This is a genomic window from Sphingobium cloacae (assembly GCF_002355855.1).
GTDB lineage: Bacteria > Pseudomonadota > Alphaproteobacteria > Sphingomonadales > Sphingomonadaceae > Sphingobium > Sphingobium cloacae.
The window spans coordinates 3218591-3233815 of record NZ_AP017655.1 but is presented as its reverse complement, the minus strand read 5'-3'; the positions used below and the strand labels follow the sequence as shown (position 1 = coordinate 3233815).

14 protein-coding genes and 1 pseudogene are annotated in these 15225 nt (G+C 64.8%); 5 read left to right on the top strand and 10 right to left on the bottom strand.

Features of this window, described 5'->3' with window-relative positions; all coding sequences use genetic code 11:
• Positions 1-9: 9 nt before the first annotated feature.
• The 8 genes and pseudogenes from SCLO_RS15845 to thiS form a co-directional block, all read right to left on the bottom strand.
• Positions 10-1116 (bottom strand): mannose-1-phosphate guanylyltransferase/mannose-6-phosphate isomerase, encoded by a 1107-nt coding sequence (locus SCLO_RS15845; protein WP_231923262.1) that lies wholly within the window; start codon positions 1114-1116, stop codon positions 10-12.
• Positions 1117-1129: 13 nt separating this feature from the next.
• On the bottom strand, positions 1130-2404 hold the full coding sequence (locus SCLO_RS15840) for a capsule biosynthesis protein (RefSeq protein WP_066520526.1): 1275 nt from the start codon (positions 2402-2404) through the stop codon (positions 1130-1132).
• Positions 2388-4033: pseudogene (locus SCLO_RS15835) on the bottom strand (capsular polysaccharide export protein, LipB/KpsS family). The gene SCLO_RS15840 and the pseudogene SCLO_RS15835 overlap by 17 nt, the downstream one beginning before the upstream one ends.
• A gap of 81 nt (positions 4034-4114) precedes the next feature.
• Positions 4115-5410, bottom strand: a complete 1296-nt coding sequence (locus tag SCLO_RS15830) for a glycosyltransferase family 4 protein (protein ID WP_066520528.1) — start codon at positions 5408-5410, stop codon at positions 4115-4117.
• Between the two features lie 36 nt (positions 5411-5446).
• Positions 5447-5887 carry an HIT family protein gene (locus tag SCLO_RS15825; protein WP_066520530.1) on the bottom strand — a complete coding sequence of 147 codons (441 nt, stop codon included), beginning with the start codon at positions 5885-5887 and terminating at the stop codon, positions 5447-5449.
• Between the two features lie 11 nt (positions 5888-5898).
• Positions 5899-6534, bottom strand: a complete 636-nt coding sequence (locus SCLO_RS15820) for a CoA transferase subunit B (protein WP_066520532.1) — start codon at positions 6532-6534, stop codon at positions 5899-5901.
• On the bottom strand, positions 6534-7244 hold the full coding sequence (locus SCLO_RS15815) for a CoA transferase subunit A (protein ID WP_066520535.1): 711 nt from the start codon (positions 7242-7244) through the stop codon (positions 6534-6536). Before SCLO_RS15815 ends, SCLO_RS15820 begins: the two co-directional genes overlap by 1 nt.
• Before the next feature lie 80 nt (positions 7245-7324).
• Positions 7325-8329 (bottom strand): sulfur carrier protein ThiS, encoded by a 1005-nt coding sequence (gene thiS, locus SCLO_RS15810; protein WP_083949176.1) that lies wholly within the window; start codon positions 8327-8329, stop codon positions 7325-7327.
• Between the two features lie 155 nt (positions 8330-8484).
• On the opposite strand from thiS, the gene aroQ reads away from it, so the two are divergent.
• The 5 genes from aroQ (at position 8485) to polA (ending at position 14128) form a co-directional block, all read left to right on the top strand.
• On the top strand, positions 8485-8925 hold the full coding sequence (aroQ, locus tag SCLO_RS15805; RefSeq protein WP_066520538.1) for a type II 3-dehydroquinate dehydratase: 441 nt from the start codon (positions 8485-8487) through the stop codon (positions 8923-8925).
• A gap of 70 nt (positions 8926-8995) precedes the next feature.
• A complete protein-coding gene (gene accB, locus SCLO_RS15800; RefSeq protein WP_066520539.1) occupies positions 8996-9481 on the top strand; it encodes an acetyl-CoA carboxylase biotin carboxyl carrier protein in 486 nt (161 codons plus the stop codon).
• 14 nt (positions 9482-9495) lie between these two features.
• Positions 9496-10848, top strand: coding sequence for an acetyl-CoA carboxylase biotin carboxylase subunit (gene accC, locus SCLO_RS15795; protein WP_066520540.1), 1353 nt, complete (start codon positions 9496-9498; stop codon positions 10846-10848).
• Entirely contained in the window at positions 10845-11189 is a 345-nt protein-coding gene (arsC, locus tag SCLO_RS15790; protein WP_066520541.1) for an arsenate reductase (glutaredoxin), read from the top strand. Before accC ends, arsC begins: the two co-directional genes overlap by 4 nt.
• A 152-nt stretch (positions 11190-11341) precedes the next feature.
• The gene (polA, locus tag SCLO_RS15785; protein ID WP_066520542.1) at positions 11342-14128 is read left to right on the top strand and encodes a DNA polymerase I; all 2787 of its coding nucleotides are present in this window, start codon (positions 11342-11344) and stop codon (positions 14126-14128) included.
• Positions 14129-14369: 241 nt separating this feature from the next.
• Here polA and rpmE read toward each other — a convergent pair whose 3' ends face one another.
• A complete protein-coding gene (gene rpmE, locus SCLO_RS15780) occupies positions 14370-14594 on the bottom strand; it encodes a 50S ribosomal protein L31 (protein ID WP_066520544.1) in 225 nt (74 codons plus the stop codon).
• Positions 14595-14739: 145 nt separating this feature from the next.
• Positions 14740-15222 (bottom strand): 3-hydroxyacyl-ACP dehydratase FabZ, encoded by a 483-nt coding sequence (fabZ, locus tag SCLO_RS15775; RefSeq protein WP_066520545.1) that lies wholly within the window; start codon positions 15220-15222, stop codon positions 14740-14742.
• Positions 15223-15225: the final 3 nt, after the last annotated feature.

Sequence of the window (15225 nt, the reverse complement as noted above, 5' to 3'; positions counted from 1 at the left end):
CTCAGGGGTTCAGCTTTCGCCCAGGCGCTTCAGCATCGCTTCGGCCAGCGCGCGAATATCGCCGGAGCGTTCGCGCGGCATGACCAGCACGCCGCTTGCCGTCGATACGATCACGCAATCGCGCATCCCCATGGTGCCCACCGGCGGACCTCCATCGACGATCACCAGATTGCCATGGCCGTCCATGTCGATGGCCGCGCCTTCGCAGATGCTGTCCTGCCCGTCGCGCTCCTTGAGCGCCCAGAGCGCCTGCCAGGAACCGACGTCCGACCATCCCATGTCGACCGGCACCACTGCCGCGCGATCCGTCTTTTCCATGATCGCATAATCGATGGAGATGCTGGGGCAGGCGGCAAAGGCCGCGGCATCCGGCCGGATATAGTCGCCATCGTCCTGCGCGGCGCGCGTCGCCGCCCGGCAGGCATCGGCCACATCCGGCGCCAGACGCTCCAGTTCAGCCACATAGGCGCGGGCGGAAAAGAGGAAGATGCCGCCATTCCAGCAATGCCGTCCCGTCCCGATCAGGGCACGCGCCTTTTCCAGCGGCGGCTTTTCCACGAAGGCCACGACATGATGCACGTCCCGCATATCGGGCAGCGCCCCGCCCACCTCGATATAGCCATAGCCCGTTTCCGCATGGGTCGGGCGGATGCCGAAGGTCACCAGGCGCCCGGCCTCCGCTGCCGGACGCGCCGCCGCGATGGCGCGATGGAAACTCTCCACATCGGCGATGGCATGATCGGATGGCATGACGAGCATCAAGGCTTCGGCATCCCGCTCCGCCAGCCAATAAGCGGCCAGCGCGATTGCCCCGGCGGTATTGCGCCCTTCCGGTTCCAGGAAGATTGCGGCGGCTTCGCTTCCCGCTTCCCGGATCTGGCGGGCCACCAGCGCGACATGGCGCTCGCCCGACACCACCAGCGGCGCGGCGAAGCCGGCGCGGTCCGCCGTGCGCGCCACGGTTTCCTGCATCATCGTGCGGGTGCCCAGCAGCGTCAGAAACTGCTTGGGCGTGTCGGGCCGCGACAAGGGCCAGAGGCGCGTTCCGGCTCCGCCCGACAGGATGACGGGATAGATCAGGGCCTCCGCACCCTGCATGGCGTCGTTCTGGCTCATCCGTCCTTCCGCGTCAGCCGCCGCCGCCGCCGATGCGGCGATCCTGCGCAGCGGGCAGGTAGAGCAGTCGGGAGTCGGCGGCATCCTCTCCGACCAGCCGCTCGACCGCATGATCGACCAGCATCCGCAGGCCCTCGTCGCTCAGCAAGCCGCCCCGGATCAGGCAGCGATCGATCAGGACACGGCGGAAGGCGGAATAAAGCTCCCTGTCCGGCGCTTGCGGCCGCTTCCAGAATTCGTCGAGCGTCCCTTCATGCACGACACCGGGCACCTTGTAGACGGCGTGGCCCAGCACCATGACGGGCTTGCCCGTATTGAGCGCGAGCGTGCCGACCGTGCTGTTCACCGTCACCACGCCCAGAGACCGCTGCACGACTTTGGCGATGTCCCAGTCGGCCAGATAGATCACCCGGTCGGCGACGCCATATTGCTTCGCCAGCTTGCGAGTCAGCCTTTCCCAACCGACCAGGCCAGGGTCGAGCGGGTGCCGCTTGACCACCAGCGCGACCTTTTCCGGCGCATAGCGGGCAAAGCTCTTGAGCACGAAGCGCAAGGCCGCGCGCATGTCGCCAAAGGGAGAGTGGATGCGGATCTGATAGTCGGAATTGAGCTGAAGCGGCAGGGTGAAATAGGGACGGTCGCGCAATTCCTCCCAATTTCCGGCAGCCTTGCGCCTGTCCGCCTGCCGCCACAGCAGCTTGTTGAACCAGCCTACCGATTCCAGCGCGAAACTGTGGGGGCGGTGCGTGCGGTAGAAGGGGAAAAGGGGTCGCATCAGCGCACCCGACAGCCCGTTGCGCATCGTATGCTGCGCGCGGCGGCGGAAGGTGGAGGGAATGGCCCGATCCTGCTCTTCTTCGGGAGGAAGGTCGCGCGCCCGCTCCCGATACCATCGCGGGTCGAGCGGCAGGGTGGAATTGCCGTTCACGCCATCCTTCTGCAATGTCAGGAAGTCGGGCCGGATATAGCCTTCCTCCACCACATGCACCCTGATGCCGCGCAGCCGCGCCATCTTGTGCGCGGACGCATGATAGGGACGGCAATCGCCGAACAGGATCAGGTCGGTGACGCCATGATTGACGATGAAGTCGTCGAAGAAGAGCGGCCAGCCCCGGAACGTCCCGCGATAGTCGGTTGCGCCCGGCCCCGGCCAGTCGATCTTGTCGCCGCCGTTGATGTTGATGCGCAGCGCCGCATGCCCGCGCGCGCGCAAGGCATCGGCGAGCATGGAGAAATAAGGTCCATGCGGCCCCTGGAGGAACAGGAAGGTCCTAGGCTGGGCGGCCATGAAGCAACTCTGCGGATAAAGTCATCAATCGACGTAGCTTCCCCTGCAACACCCGCAATCTGATGAGCCAGCTCACAGACGGCGTCGATCCATCCGCCAGCCGGTCCACCATGATTTCGGGACCGCAAGGCAGGCGTGTAACTGGATCGACATAATGTGGATAGAGAATGAGGGCGCCCGCGACAAGCTGATCTATGCCCAACCGCCGCCCGCGACGGCCATTGGGCGCGGCCAGATCACGCGTCAGCCCCCATCCTGCATAGAAGGGCATGCCATGCACGGTCACCGGCCTGCCCCGCATCAACGCCTCGAACCCCGTCAGGGACGAGAGCACATGCACTTCATCGACGCATTGCACCAGTTGCATGAGCGGCGAGCCGCTGTCGATGCTGTCGGCATGCTCGAGCACGGTGGCGTCGCTCAGATGACCGGCCCTGTGCCCCGCCCGGACATCGGGATGGGGACGATAGACGATCCACGCGTCGGGCTCGGCCTGACGGACGCGCTTCAGGAAATCGAGATTGCCGGCGACGCCCGCCCCGCCCAGATGGACCGACAGGTCGTCGTCCACCTGGCCGACCGCGAGCACCGTCCGCCTGCCCTTGGGCAAGGCTATCATCGCGCCCTGGCCCGCGCCATATTTCGTGACCCGGCGGCGCAAATCCGCGACCGGAGCCGTCCCGCCCGTTCCACCAGCTCCGCTGGAAAATCATGGGTCGCAAGGATCGTCTCAAGATCGCTGCCGACACGGGCATCATAATAGATGCCACTATGATCCGCCACGATCGAACCGGGCGGATGCAGCGCCGCCCCCAGTCCCCGCGAGCGGAGGAAGCCATCCTCGACCCGTATCAGCGGCGTCCCCTGCTCCGCCGCCGCATCGGCTGTCGAAGCCGGCACGCGGGACGGCCAGACGGCGAGCGCCCCTTTTTCCCGCAACGCCCGATCCAGCCCCTGCCGCGCCTTCACAAAGGGAGGAGATCGCAAACCGTCCCACAGGAATATCCGCATGACATCGCGCTTCCACCATGCCATGCCGCTCGCGGCGCTGATGCCCCGGTTCGCGCTGAAAAGCGCGCGCCACTCCGCCAGCTGGCGCACGGCCTGGCCGATATCCGCCTCCTCGCCGGTAAAGCAGTCGCGATAGCAGGCTTGCGATAGCCGGTTGCGGGCGACTTCCTTCAGATGCCGCGGATCGATAGGCTGGAAATCAGGGCCGAGCACGGGCACGCCCAGCAGGACCGCGACAATCGCCACATCATCATCCGCGCGGGCTTGAACCGCCTCGGCTTCCTCCACCAGCGCCCAGGGATCGCAAGGTCCGGGCAATTCCCGGGCATAAGGGGCCAGTTCCACCGACGGCGCGCCGCCCATGACCACCGCTTGCCCCGCCTCCAGGCCGCTCAATCTTTCGGGCGGGATCGCAATGCCCGCCTGCACGACCAGCTTCACGCCCCGGACATGGTGGCCCCAGAAATCGCCTCCGACCCGGGCGGCGGCGATGCTGTCGAGAAGGGCGTCGGAAACGGCTTCTTCCGGTCCGCCCTCGGGCAAGGGCGCGCTGACCGCCGCGACGCAGGGCGCGATGGAAGGAAAAGGCGGGGATCTCAGGAAAGGCGGCAAGATCACAGCATTCCCCGGTTCTCATCATCCCCTGAACGGCCGCTCTTCCGGGCCTGGCCGCATCCTTGGGCGCGCGCGTCGTCAAGGTCAAGGAACCGAGGCCGTCACCTCTTCGAGAATGTCCTCCACTATGTCGAAATAGTCACGCCATGTCGGCGGCGACCAGGTGGCGATGCGTTCCATCTGCACGGCGCGCTCGGGCGATCCCTCCCGGCCATAGGCGCGGATCGCCCGCATCCAGCCCATGCCATCCAGCGGATCGAGATAGTCCGGCGCGTCTCCGCCCACTTCCCGATGCGCCACTATGTCGCTGCATATGACCGGAACGCCGGCGGTCAGCGCCTCCACCACCGGCATCCCGAACCCCTCGACGAAGGACGGCATCAGCATGGCCCGCGCATGACGGGTCAACGCCTGCATCTCGCTGTCCGAAACCTGCCCGGCTTCGATCACATGCCCGCGCAGGATTTCACCGCGCTCCAGCATGTCGACGACATTCTCATTCTCCCAGCCGCGTCGCCCCACCAGCACCAGCACGGGGGCCGCGTCACCCATCTCCTCCACCAGCCTGCGCCAGATATTGAGCAGCAGCAGATGGTTCTTCCGGGGTTCGATGGTGGAGATATAGATGAAATAAGGCCGGTCCGGCACCTTGCGGGTGTCGCCGTCGGCTATGTCCACCGGATCGGAACCGAAATGCGCGACACGCACGGCCCGTTGATCGAGCGGACGCGTGAGATGCGGAGCCAGCGCATCGATCGTCGCTTGGCTATTGCCGATGATGCCGTCCGCGAAGGAATCGATCGCGCGCAGACGCTTGCGATGCTCCTCCGCCCCCTGCGGCCGGGCGAATTCCGGGTGGCTCAGCGGAATGACGTCATGCACCAGGGTCACGAATTTCGCGCCCTCCGCGCGCAGGATTGCGCCCACCTGTCCATAATCGTCCAGATGATGCGGCGACACCTGCAAATAGATGCGCGGGCCGGTCGCCCGCGGCACCGGACGGGGGCGCAAGGCGATCAACTGACGGATGACGGCCGCCCGCCCTTCCTTCTGGTCCATATCGCGCGCATTGCGCCAGCGCGCCGCCGTGAAGGCCAGGAACTGGCGCACCGCCCCGCCGTTCAGCCGTCCATAATAGCCGCCCGCCGGATGCACCGCCGCGAAGGCCAGCCGGTCCGGCATCCGTTCCAGCAATTCGCGCGCATAGACATATTCCACCCGGTCGATGCCGGTGGGCGCCGGATGGAAACTGCGCGACAGGAGGCGCGATATGTCGAGGATGACCTCCGCCTCGCCCCGCCCGCCGGCGATCCGGGGATTGGCGGGCTTGCTGCGCAGGGCGACGCGCGCGCCCGGCGCGATGAAGGGCTTGAGTGCCATATCAGCGATATTCCTCGTCAACCGGCGGAGGGCGCGTCAGAGCTGGGCGCGAATTTGCTCCGCCAGGGCCTGCAATTCGGCCGGATCGGCGAAATTGCCCTGCGCATGGACGCTGAAACCCCTCGGCCCGCCTTCCCAGCGCGGCACGATATGGACGTGGAGATGGAAGACGGTCTGCCCGGCGGGCCCGCCATTGAACTGGGCGACATGGATGCCGTCGGGGTTCAGCGCCTTGCGGATCGCTTTCGCGACCTTCTTCGTCGCGGTCATGACCTGGCAGAGCGCCTCATCCTCCATCTCCAGGATGTTGCGCGCCTTGGACCATTTGGAAATGACCAGCGCATGCCCCTTCGACTGCGGCTGGATGTCGAGGAAGGCCAGCACATGTTCATCCTCGTAAAGCCGGGTCGAAGGCAATTTCCCCTGAAGGATCAGGGAAAAGGGATTGTCTTCGTCATAAACGCCATCGAGGCTCATCGCGCACTCCTTCAGCTCAGATAATGCGCTGTCGTCTTAGCGGCGACTTCCTCCGCCGTCACGCCCGGCGCCAGTTCGATCAGCTTGAAGGGGCTGTCATGGTCGGGCCGCTGGAAGACGCAGAGATCGGTGACGATCATGTCCACCACATTCTTGCCGGTCAGCGGCAGGGTGCAGGCGGGAATGAACTTGGGATCGCCATTCTTGGACGTATGCTCCATGACGACGATGATCTTCTTGACGCCCGCGACCAGATCCATGGCGCCGCCCATGCCCTTGATCATCTTGCCGGGGATCATCCAGTTGGCGATATCGCCATTTTCCGCCACTTCCATCGCACCCAGCACGGTGAGGTCGATATGCCCGCCCCGGATCATGGCGAAACTGTCGGCGGATGAGAAATAGCAGGATTGCGCCAGTTCGCTGATCGTCTGCTTGCCTGCATTGATGAGGTCGGCGTCCTCTTCCCCCTCATAGGGGAACGGGCCGATGCCCAGCATCCCGTTCTCCGACTGGAGCGTGACTTCCACCCCGGCGGGGATATGGTTCGCCACCAGCGTCGGGATGCCGATGCCCAGATTCACATAGAAGCCGTCTTGCAATTCCTTTGCGGCGCGCGCCGCCATTTCATCGCGGGTCCACGACATTATGCGGCCTCCCTCTGGCGAACGGTGCGGAATTCGATCTTCTTGTCGTAAGGCGCGCCGACGATCATGCGCTTGACGTAAATGCCGGGCAGATGGATGCAATCGGGATCGAGGCTGCCGACCGGCACCACCTCTTCCACTTCCGCCACGCAGATCTTCGCGGCGGTCGCCATCGGCGCATTGAAGTTGCGTGCCGTCTTGCGGAAGATGAGGTTGCCGCTCTCGTCCGCCTTCCAGCCCTTGATGACGGAGACATCCGCGAAGATGCCGCGTTCCAGGATATATTCCTGCCCGTCGAAGACCTTGACTTCCTTGCCCTCGGCGACCGCCGTTCCGACGCCGGTCTTCGTATAGAAGCCCGGAATCCCCGCCCCGCCCGCGCGGCAGCGTTCGGCGAGCGTTCCCTGGGGGCAGAACTCCACCTCCAGCTCGCCTGCCAGATATTGCCGTTCGAACTCCTTGTTCTCGCCGACATAGGAGGAGATCATCTTCTTCACCTGCCGGGTGCGGAGCAGCTTGCCCAGCCCCTCGCCGTCGATCCCCGCATTGTTGGAGGCGATGGTGAGGTCCTTGACGCCCGAATCCCGGATCGCGTCGATCAGCCGTTCAGGGATGCCGCACAGGCCAAAACCGCCCGCGCACAAATGCATTCCGTCGAAAAGAAGGCCCTCCAACGCCGATGCAGCATCAGGGTAGAGCTTGTTCACCATCGCACGTCCTCTTCCTGTCCAAGGCCCAAGCCATAAGGACAGGAAGAGAGTCGGTCAATTTGCTGCAAACGCGAAATCCATCAAATAAGACCGGCGAGTGGACTGGAAGGATCGGCATAGAGACGCTTGCCCATGCGCCCGGCGCGATAGGCCATGCGCCCGGCCTCCACGCCCGCTTTCATCGCGGCGGCCATCAGCACCGGGTCTTTCGCTTCTGCAATGGCGGTGTTCATGAGGACTCCGGTGCAGCCCAATTCCATCGCCACGGCGGCTTCCGAAGCGGTGCCCACCCCCGCATCCACCAGCACAGGCAAGGACGTCCCTTCCACGATCAGGCGGACCGTCACGCGGTTCTGGATGCCCAGGCCCGACCCGATCGGCGCGCCCAGCGGCATGATCGCCACCGCGCCCGCATCCTCCAGCCGCTTGGCCGCAATGGGATCGTCGACGCAGTAGACCATCGGCTTGAAGCCTTCCTTCGCAAGGATTTCGGTCGCCCGCAGCGTCTCCACCATGTCGGGATAGAGCGTCCGCGCTTCCCCCAGCACCTCCAGCTTCACCAGGTCCCAGCCGCCCGCCTCGCGCGCCAGCCGCAGGGTGCGGATCGCCTCCTCGCCGGTATAGCAGCCCGCCGTGTTGGGAAGATAAGTGATCTTCTTGGGGTCGATATAGTCCGTCAACATCGGCGCCTTCGGATCGGACACGTTCACCCGCCGCACCGCGACCGTCACGATTTCCGCGCCCGACGCCGCGACGGCGGCCGCGTTCTGTTCGAAATCCTTATACTTGCCGGTGCCCACGATCAGGCGAGAGCGAAAGCTCTTGCCCGCCACCGTCCAGCGATCCTCGTCCAGCGCCGGGGCCGCATCGCCACCGCCAACGAAGTGCACGATCTCCAGTTCGTCGCCATCCTCGACCAGCACCCGCGCCAGGGTGGAGCGCGGCACGACCTCCAGATTGCGTTCCACCGCCACCTTTTCCGGCACGAAACCCAGCTCGCTCGCCAGTTCGGCCAGCGTGATCCCAGCGCGGACGCGCCGGTGCTCGCCGTTGATATGAATGGAAATGGTGCCGTCGATGCTCAATTCTCGAAACTCCTGCCGCCGCCTACATCCCGTCTCGACTTGAGAGGACGCGAACGGCTATGAAGGCCCGCAAGGGACCCGCGCCGTGGGAGCGCATATAGGGACAGGGGCGCTGCGCCCGCAACAGGCTTGAAACGACAATGGGGGGCACGGCCATGACCGACACGCGCAAGATCTTCGTGCTGAACGGCCCGAACCTCAACATGCTGGGAACGCGGGAGCCGGAGATATACGGCTACGACACGCTGGACGACATCGCCGAACGCATGGAGGACGCCGCCAACCGCGCGCATGTGGAAATCGACTTCCGCCAGTCCAACCATGAAGGCCATCTGATCGACTGGCTCCAGGAAGCCCATGCCGAGGGCGCGCACGCCGTCATCCTCAATCCGGGCGGCCTCACCCACACGTCCGTCGCGCTGCATGACGCGATCAAGGGCATCGCGGTGCCGGTGATCGAGGTGCACCTGTCCAACCCCCATATGCGCGAGCCGTTCCGTCATAAAAGCTATGTCGGCATGGCTGCGAAGGGAACGGTCGCGGGCTTTGGCGCGATGTCCTACATGCTCGCTCTGGAGGCGGCGCTGGAGCTTTGAACGTTGCACTTGGGCGCAAATGGTCATAGGCGCGGGCATCACAGACAAATTTCACGTTCAGGGACATGAGATGAACGACAAGCAGGAAAAGGGCGCGATGCAGGTGGACGTGCAGCTGGTGCGGGATCTGGCCGCGCTGCTCGACGACACCAACCTGACGGAAATCGAGGTGGAGGACGGCGATCGCAAGATCCGCGTCGCGCGCAAGGCCGGCGCGGCCGCTCCGGCCTATGTCGCCGCCCCCGCGCCCGTGATCGCCGCTCCGGTCGCTGCCCCTGCCGCAACCACAACCGCCGCCGCGACCGAAGCGACCCTGCCTTCCGGCACGACGATCCGCTCGCCCATCGTCGGCACCGCCTATCTGGCGGCCGAACCGGGCGCGCCCGCCTATGCCGCCGTGGGTTCGACGGTGAAGCAGGGCGACACGCTCCTCATCGTCGAGGCGATGAAGGTCATGAACGCGATCCCGGCCCCCGCATCGGGCACGGTCAAGGCCATTCTGGTCGATAACGGCCAGCCGGTCGAATATGACCAGCCGCTGGCGATCATCGAATAAGGCCGCCCGACATCATGGCCATTGAAAAGCTGTTGATCGCCAACCGGGGCGAAATCGCGCTCCGCATCCACCGCGCCTGTCATGAAATGGGCATCAAGACGGTGGCCGTCCATTCCACCGCCGACGCAGACGCCATGCATGTGCGTCTGGCCGACGAAGCGATCTGCATCGGGCCGCCCGCCGCGAAGGACAGCTATCTCAACATCGCCGCGATCATTTCGGCGGCGGAGATCAGCGGCGCCGACGCCATTCATCCGGGCTATGGCTTCCTTTCGGAAAACGCCCAGTTCGCGGACATCGTGGAAGCGCACGGCATCGCCTTCGTCGGCCCCAAGCCCGAACATATCCGCATCATGGGCGACAAGGTGGAGGCGAAGAAGACGGCGGGCGCCCTGGGCCTGCCGCTCGTTCCCGGCTCCGACGGCGCGCTGTCCAGCGTCGAGGAAGCCAAGGCGGTCGCCGCGCAGATCGGCTATCCGGTGCTCATCAAGGCGGCATCGGGCGGCGGCGGGCGCGGCATGAAGGTCGTGCCCAGCGAAGACCAGCTCGAAACGCTGATGAAGCAGGCGGGCAGCGAGGCCAAGGCGGCGTTCGGCGACGACACCGTTTACATGGAAAAATATCTGGGCAACCCCCGACATATCGAATTCCAGGTCTTCGGCGACGGCAATGGCAACGCCATTCATCTTGGCGAGCGCGACTGTTCGCTTCAGCGCCGCCACCAGAAAGTGCTGGAGGAAGCCCCCTCCCCCGTCCTTTCCGCCGCCGAGCGTGACCGCATGGGCGAAGTCGTGCGCAAGGCGATGGCCGACATGGGCTATCGCGGCGCGGGCACCATCGAATTCCTCTGGGAAGACGGCGAATTCTACTTCATCGAGATGAACACCCGCCTTCAGGTGGAGCATCCGGTGACCGAGATGATCACCGGCGTCGATCTCGTGCGCGAACAGATCCGCGTCGCGGAAGGCAAGCCGCTCTCGGTCGAGCAGAAGGATCTGGTCTTTTCCGGCCACGCCATCGAATGCCGCATCAATGCCGAAGATCCGCGCACATTCGCGCCCTCGCCGGGCACTGTCACCCGATATCATGTGCCGGGCGGCATGCATGTCCGCGTCGATAGCGGCCTTTACCAGGGCTATAAGGTGCCGCCTTATTATGACAGCATGATCGGCAAGCTGATCGTCTATGGCCGTACCCGCGAAGGCTGCATCATGCGGCTGAAGCGCGCGCTGGAGGAATATGTGATCGAAGGGATGAAGACGACCATCCCGCTGCATCAGGCGCTGCTGCGCGATCCCGATTTCCTCAATGGCGACTATACGATCAAATGGCTGGAAGACTGGCTGGCGAAGCAGGACGAAGCATGAAGGCGACCATCTGGCATAACCCCCGCTGCTCCAAATCGCGGCAGGCGCTGGCGATATTGGAGGAAAAGCCGGGCCTTGCGATCGAGATCGTCGAATATCTCAAGACGCCGCCATCGCGCGCGGAGATCGAGGCCATCCTGAAAAAGGCAGGCGTCGCGCCTTCCGAGGCCATCCGCAAAGGTGAGGGCGTCGTCAAGGAGATCGGCCTCGACACCACCGATGACGCCGCCGTGCTGGACGCCATGGCGAAGCATCCGATCCTGATCGAACGGCCCATCGTCATCACGGAAAAAGGCGCGGTCATCGCCCGCCCTCCGGAAAAGGCGAACGACCTGCTCTGAATGATGGCGGCTGCCTTCTCTGCCGCCTTGTCCCTGACCGCCGCGTAATCCCCGGATGGATTGGCCATCGGGCCGTTCCGCTTCGCCCCGCTTTCCGGTTTCCCGCCGTCCGGCACTGGAGAGCGATGGCATAACCCGCTATCCACCTCCCCATGTCTCAGAATCATCTCTATCTGGTCGACGGCAGCGGCTATATCTTCCGCGCCTATCACCAGCTTCCGCCGCTCACCAACCAGCATGGCCAGCCGGTCGGCGCGGTCTATGGTTATACGACGATGCTGTGGAAGCTGGCGACGGAGCTGGGCAATGCGGACGGACCCACGCACCTCGCCGTGGTGCTGGACAAGGGCAGCCACACCTTCCGCAACGACATGTACGATCAGTACAAGGCGAACCGCCCGCCCGCGCCGGAGGATCTGGTCCCCCAATTCCCCATGATCCGCGACGCGACCCGCGCCTTCTCCCTCCCCTGCATCGAGGAGGACGGGTTCGAGGCAGACGACATCATCGCCAGCTATACCAAGGCGGCCGTAGCGCAGGGCTGGAAAGTCACCATCGTCAGTTCCGACAAGGATCTGATGCAACTCATCCAGCCCGGCGTCGACATGTACGACACGATGAAGAACGAGCGGCGCGGCGCGGACTATGTGATGGGGAAGTTCGGCGTCCAGCCGGACCAACTGGGCGACGTGCTCGCGCTGATGGGCGACAGCGTGGACAATGTGCCCGGCATTCCCGGCATCGGCCCCAAGACGGCGGCGAAGCTCATCACCGAATATGGCTCGCTCGACGCCGCGCTGGAAGCCGCGCCGTCGATGAAGAAGTCGAAGATGCAGGAGAACCTGATCGCCCATGCCGACATGGCGCGGCTGTCGCGCAGGCTGGTGACGCTGCATGACGCGATGGACCTGCCCGAGCCGCTCGACGACCTGACGCTCAAGGGTATTCCGCCCGAGCCCTTGCAAGCATTCCTGTCGCATCACGGCTTCAAGTCGCTGCTCGCCCGGCTGGGCGCGCCCGCAGCCGCCGTGGCGGTCGCCGCGACTGCGGCCGCCGTCAGCGAATCCGCATTGCCTCCCGCTCCCAAGGCGGAGGAGGAACCGCCCATCGACCGTAGCCTCTACGAAACGGTGGTGACGGAGGAAGCGCTGGACCGCTGGATCGCGGAGGCGACGGCGGAAGGCGTGGTCGCGGTCGACACCGAAACCGACATGCTCGACTGCGTATCCTGCGCGCTGGTGGGCGTCAGCCTCGCCATCGGGCCCTCCAAAGCCTGCTACATCCCGGTCGGCCATCAGGGGCAGGACATGTTCGCCGAGCGCCCGGAACAGTTGCCCAAGGAGCTGGTTCTCGCGAAACTCAAGCCGCTGCTGGAGGACGACAGCATCCTCAAGGTCGGCCAGAACCTTAAATATGACATCACTGTCCTGCGCCGCCACGGGATCGAGATCGCGCCCTATGACGACACCATCGTCATGAGCTTCGACCTCGACGCCGGGCAGAGCCTTGCCGGACATGGCATGGACGAGGCAGCGAAGGTGCACCTCAATCATAGCTGCATCAGTTTCAAGGACGTGGCGGGCACCGGCAAGAAGCAGATCAGCTTCGCCGAAGTGCCGCTCGACAAGGCGACCGAATATTCCGCCGAGGACGCGGACGTCACCCTGCGCCTGTGGAAGCTGTTCAAGACCCGCGTCGCCAATGAAGGCGCGACCCGCATCTACGAACTGGTCGACCGCCCGCTCGTTTCCGTGATCGCGCGGATGGAGCATGAGGGAATCAAGGTGGACCGCGAGGCGCTGTCCCGCCTTTCCGCCGAATTCACCGCCGGGATCGCGGCGCTGGAGACGGAAATCCATGAACTGGCGGGTCAACCCTTCGCTATCGGATCGACGCAGCAACTGGGCGCGATCCTGTTCGACAAGCTGGGCTACAAGGGCGGGCGCAAGGGCAAGTCGGGAGCCTATTCGACGGATGTCAACATCCTGGAACAATTGAAGGCCCAAGGCGCGGAGATCGCGGGCAAGGTGCTGGACTGGCGGCAGCTTTCCAAGCTCAAGTCCACCTATACCGACGCGCTTCAGGCGCAGATCAACAGGGATACGATCCGCGTCCACACCAGCTATTCGCTGTCGGGCGCGCAGACGGGCCGCCTGTCATCGACCGACCCCAATCTCCAGAACATCCCAATCCGTACCGAGGTCGGCCGCCAGATCCGCCATGCCTTCGTCGCGGAGCCGGGCCATGTCATCCTGGCGGCGGACTATAGCCAGATCGAACTGCGCCTCGCCGCGCATATGGCGGACGTGCCCGCGCTGAAAGACGCCTTCGCGCGCGGCGAGGACATCCATGCCGCCACCGCGCAGCAGCTTTTCGGGGAAGTCAACCGCGACACGCGCAGCCGCGCCAAGACGATCAACTTCGCGATCCTCTACGGCATTTCGCGCTGGGGCCTCGCCTCGCGGCTGGAGATCACGGCGGACGAGGCGCAGGACATGATATCCCGCTATTATGAACGCTTTCCCGGCATCAGCATCTATATCAACGAGACGATCGAGAAGGCCCGCGAGCGCGGCTATACCGAAACGCTCTTCGGCCGGAAGACATGGTTCCCCCGCATCCGCGCCGCGATCCAGCATGAACGGCAGGGTGCGGAGCGCGCCGCGATCAACGCGCCGATCCAGGGCACCAGCGCCGACATCATCAAGCGCGCCATGGTCCGCATGGGACCGGCTCTCGCCGCCGAGAGGCTGCATGACGTGAAGATGCTGCTCCAGGTCCATGACGAACTGGTGTTCGAACTGCCCGAAGCCGATGTGGAGCGCGCCAGCCCCATCATCCGCCGCGTGATGGAACGTGCCGCCGAACCGCTGGTGAAACTCTCCGTGCCGCTGGGCGTCGAGATCGGCCATGGCCCGAGTTGGGGCGCGGCGCACTGATCCTCGCTGCCGGCGCGGCGGGAGGACAGTCTTCATCGGGAGCGGTCTTGTCCACCCTTCCTTTCGGAAAACGCCCAGTTCGCGGACATCGTGGAAGCGCACGGCATCGCCCCGCGGCGGTCCCCTCCGCTGACGGGGAGGATTTTGGATCGCGCTGCCTCCCCGCATCCACGCCCACCGGTAACGCAAATAAAAAGGGCGCCATCGCGGGCGCCCTTCTCGATCATCCTTGCGGAAGAGATTATTTCTTCAGCGTCAGGCCGCCGAAACGCTTGTTGAAGCGCGCGACCTGGCCGCCCTGGTCCAGCTGACGCTGGCCGCCGATCCACGCCGGATGCGACTTGGGGTCGATGTCGAGCGCCATCGTGTCGCCTTCCTTGCCCCAGGTGGAGCGGGTGCGGAAGGTGGTGCCGTCGGTCATCTGGACGGTGATGAAATGGTAATCGGGATGCGTATCGGCTTTCATGATCTGCTCCGTTTGTGGCCGGTTTCCGACCGGCCGTGGATGCCAAAAATGCGCCCGCCATGGACGCCAGAACTCTTGAAGGCGCGCAGCTACATGGCTTTCCGCCCGAAAGCAAGGGGAAAGGCCGAAGCCTTTCCCGCCACCCTCAATCCTTGGGCGGATCGGAGATCATGGCGACGAAATGCGCTTCCGCCGCCAGCTTGCCTTCGATCATCGCCTTGCCCGCAAACTTGCAGATCGCGCCGCGCGCCTGCGTGATCTCGACATGCAGGTCGAGCAGGCAGCCCGGCTCCACCGGCGATCGGAACTTGGCGCCGTCGATGCTCATGAAATAGACCAGCTTGCCTGAATTGGCGAGCTGCATGGTTTCGACCGCCAGCACGCCCGCCGCCTGCGCCATTGCCTCCACGATCAGCACGCCGGGCATGATCGGACGCGTCGGGAAATGGCCCTGAAAGAAAGGCTCGTTGACCGAGACCGCCTTCACCGCATGGATGGCGCTGCCCGGCACGAGCGACACCACGCGGTCCACGAGCAGCATGGGGTAACGGTGCGGCAAGGCCGCCATGACCCCACGGACATCCATGGGGCCAAGGGCGGTCGCAGCCGCTTCAGGCTGATCCGTCATCGC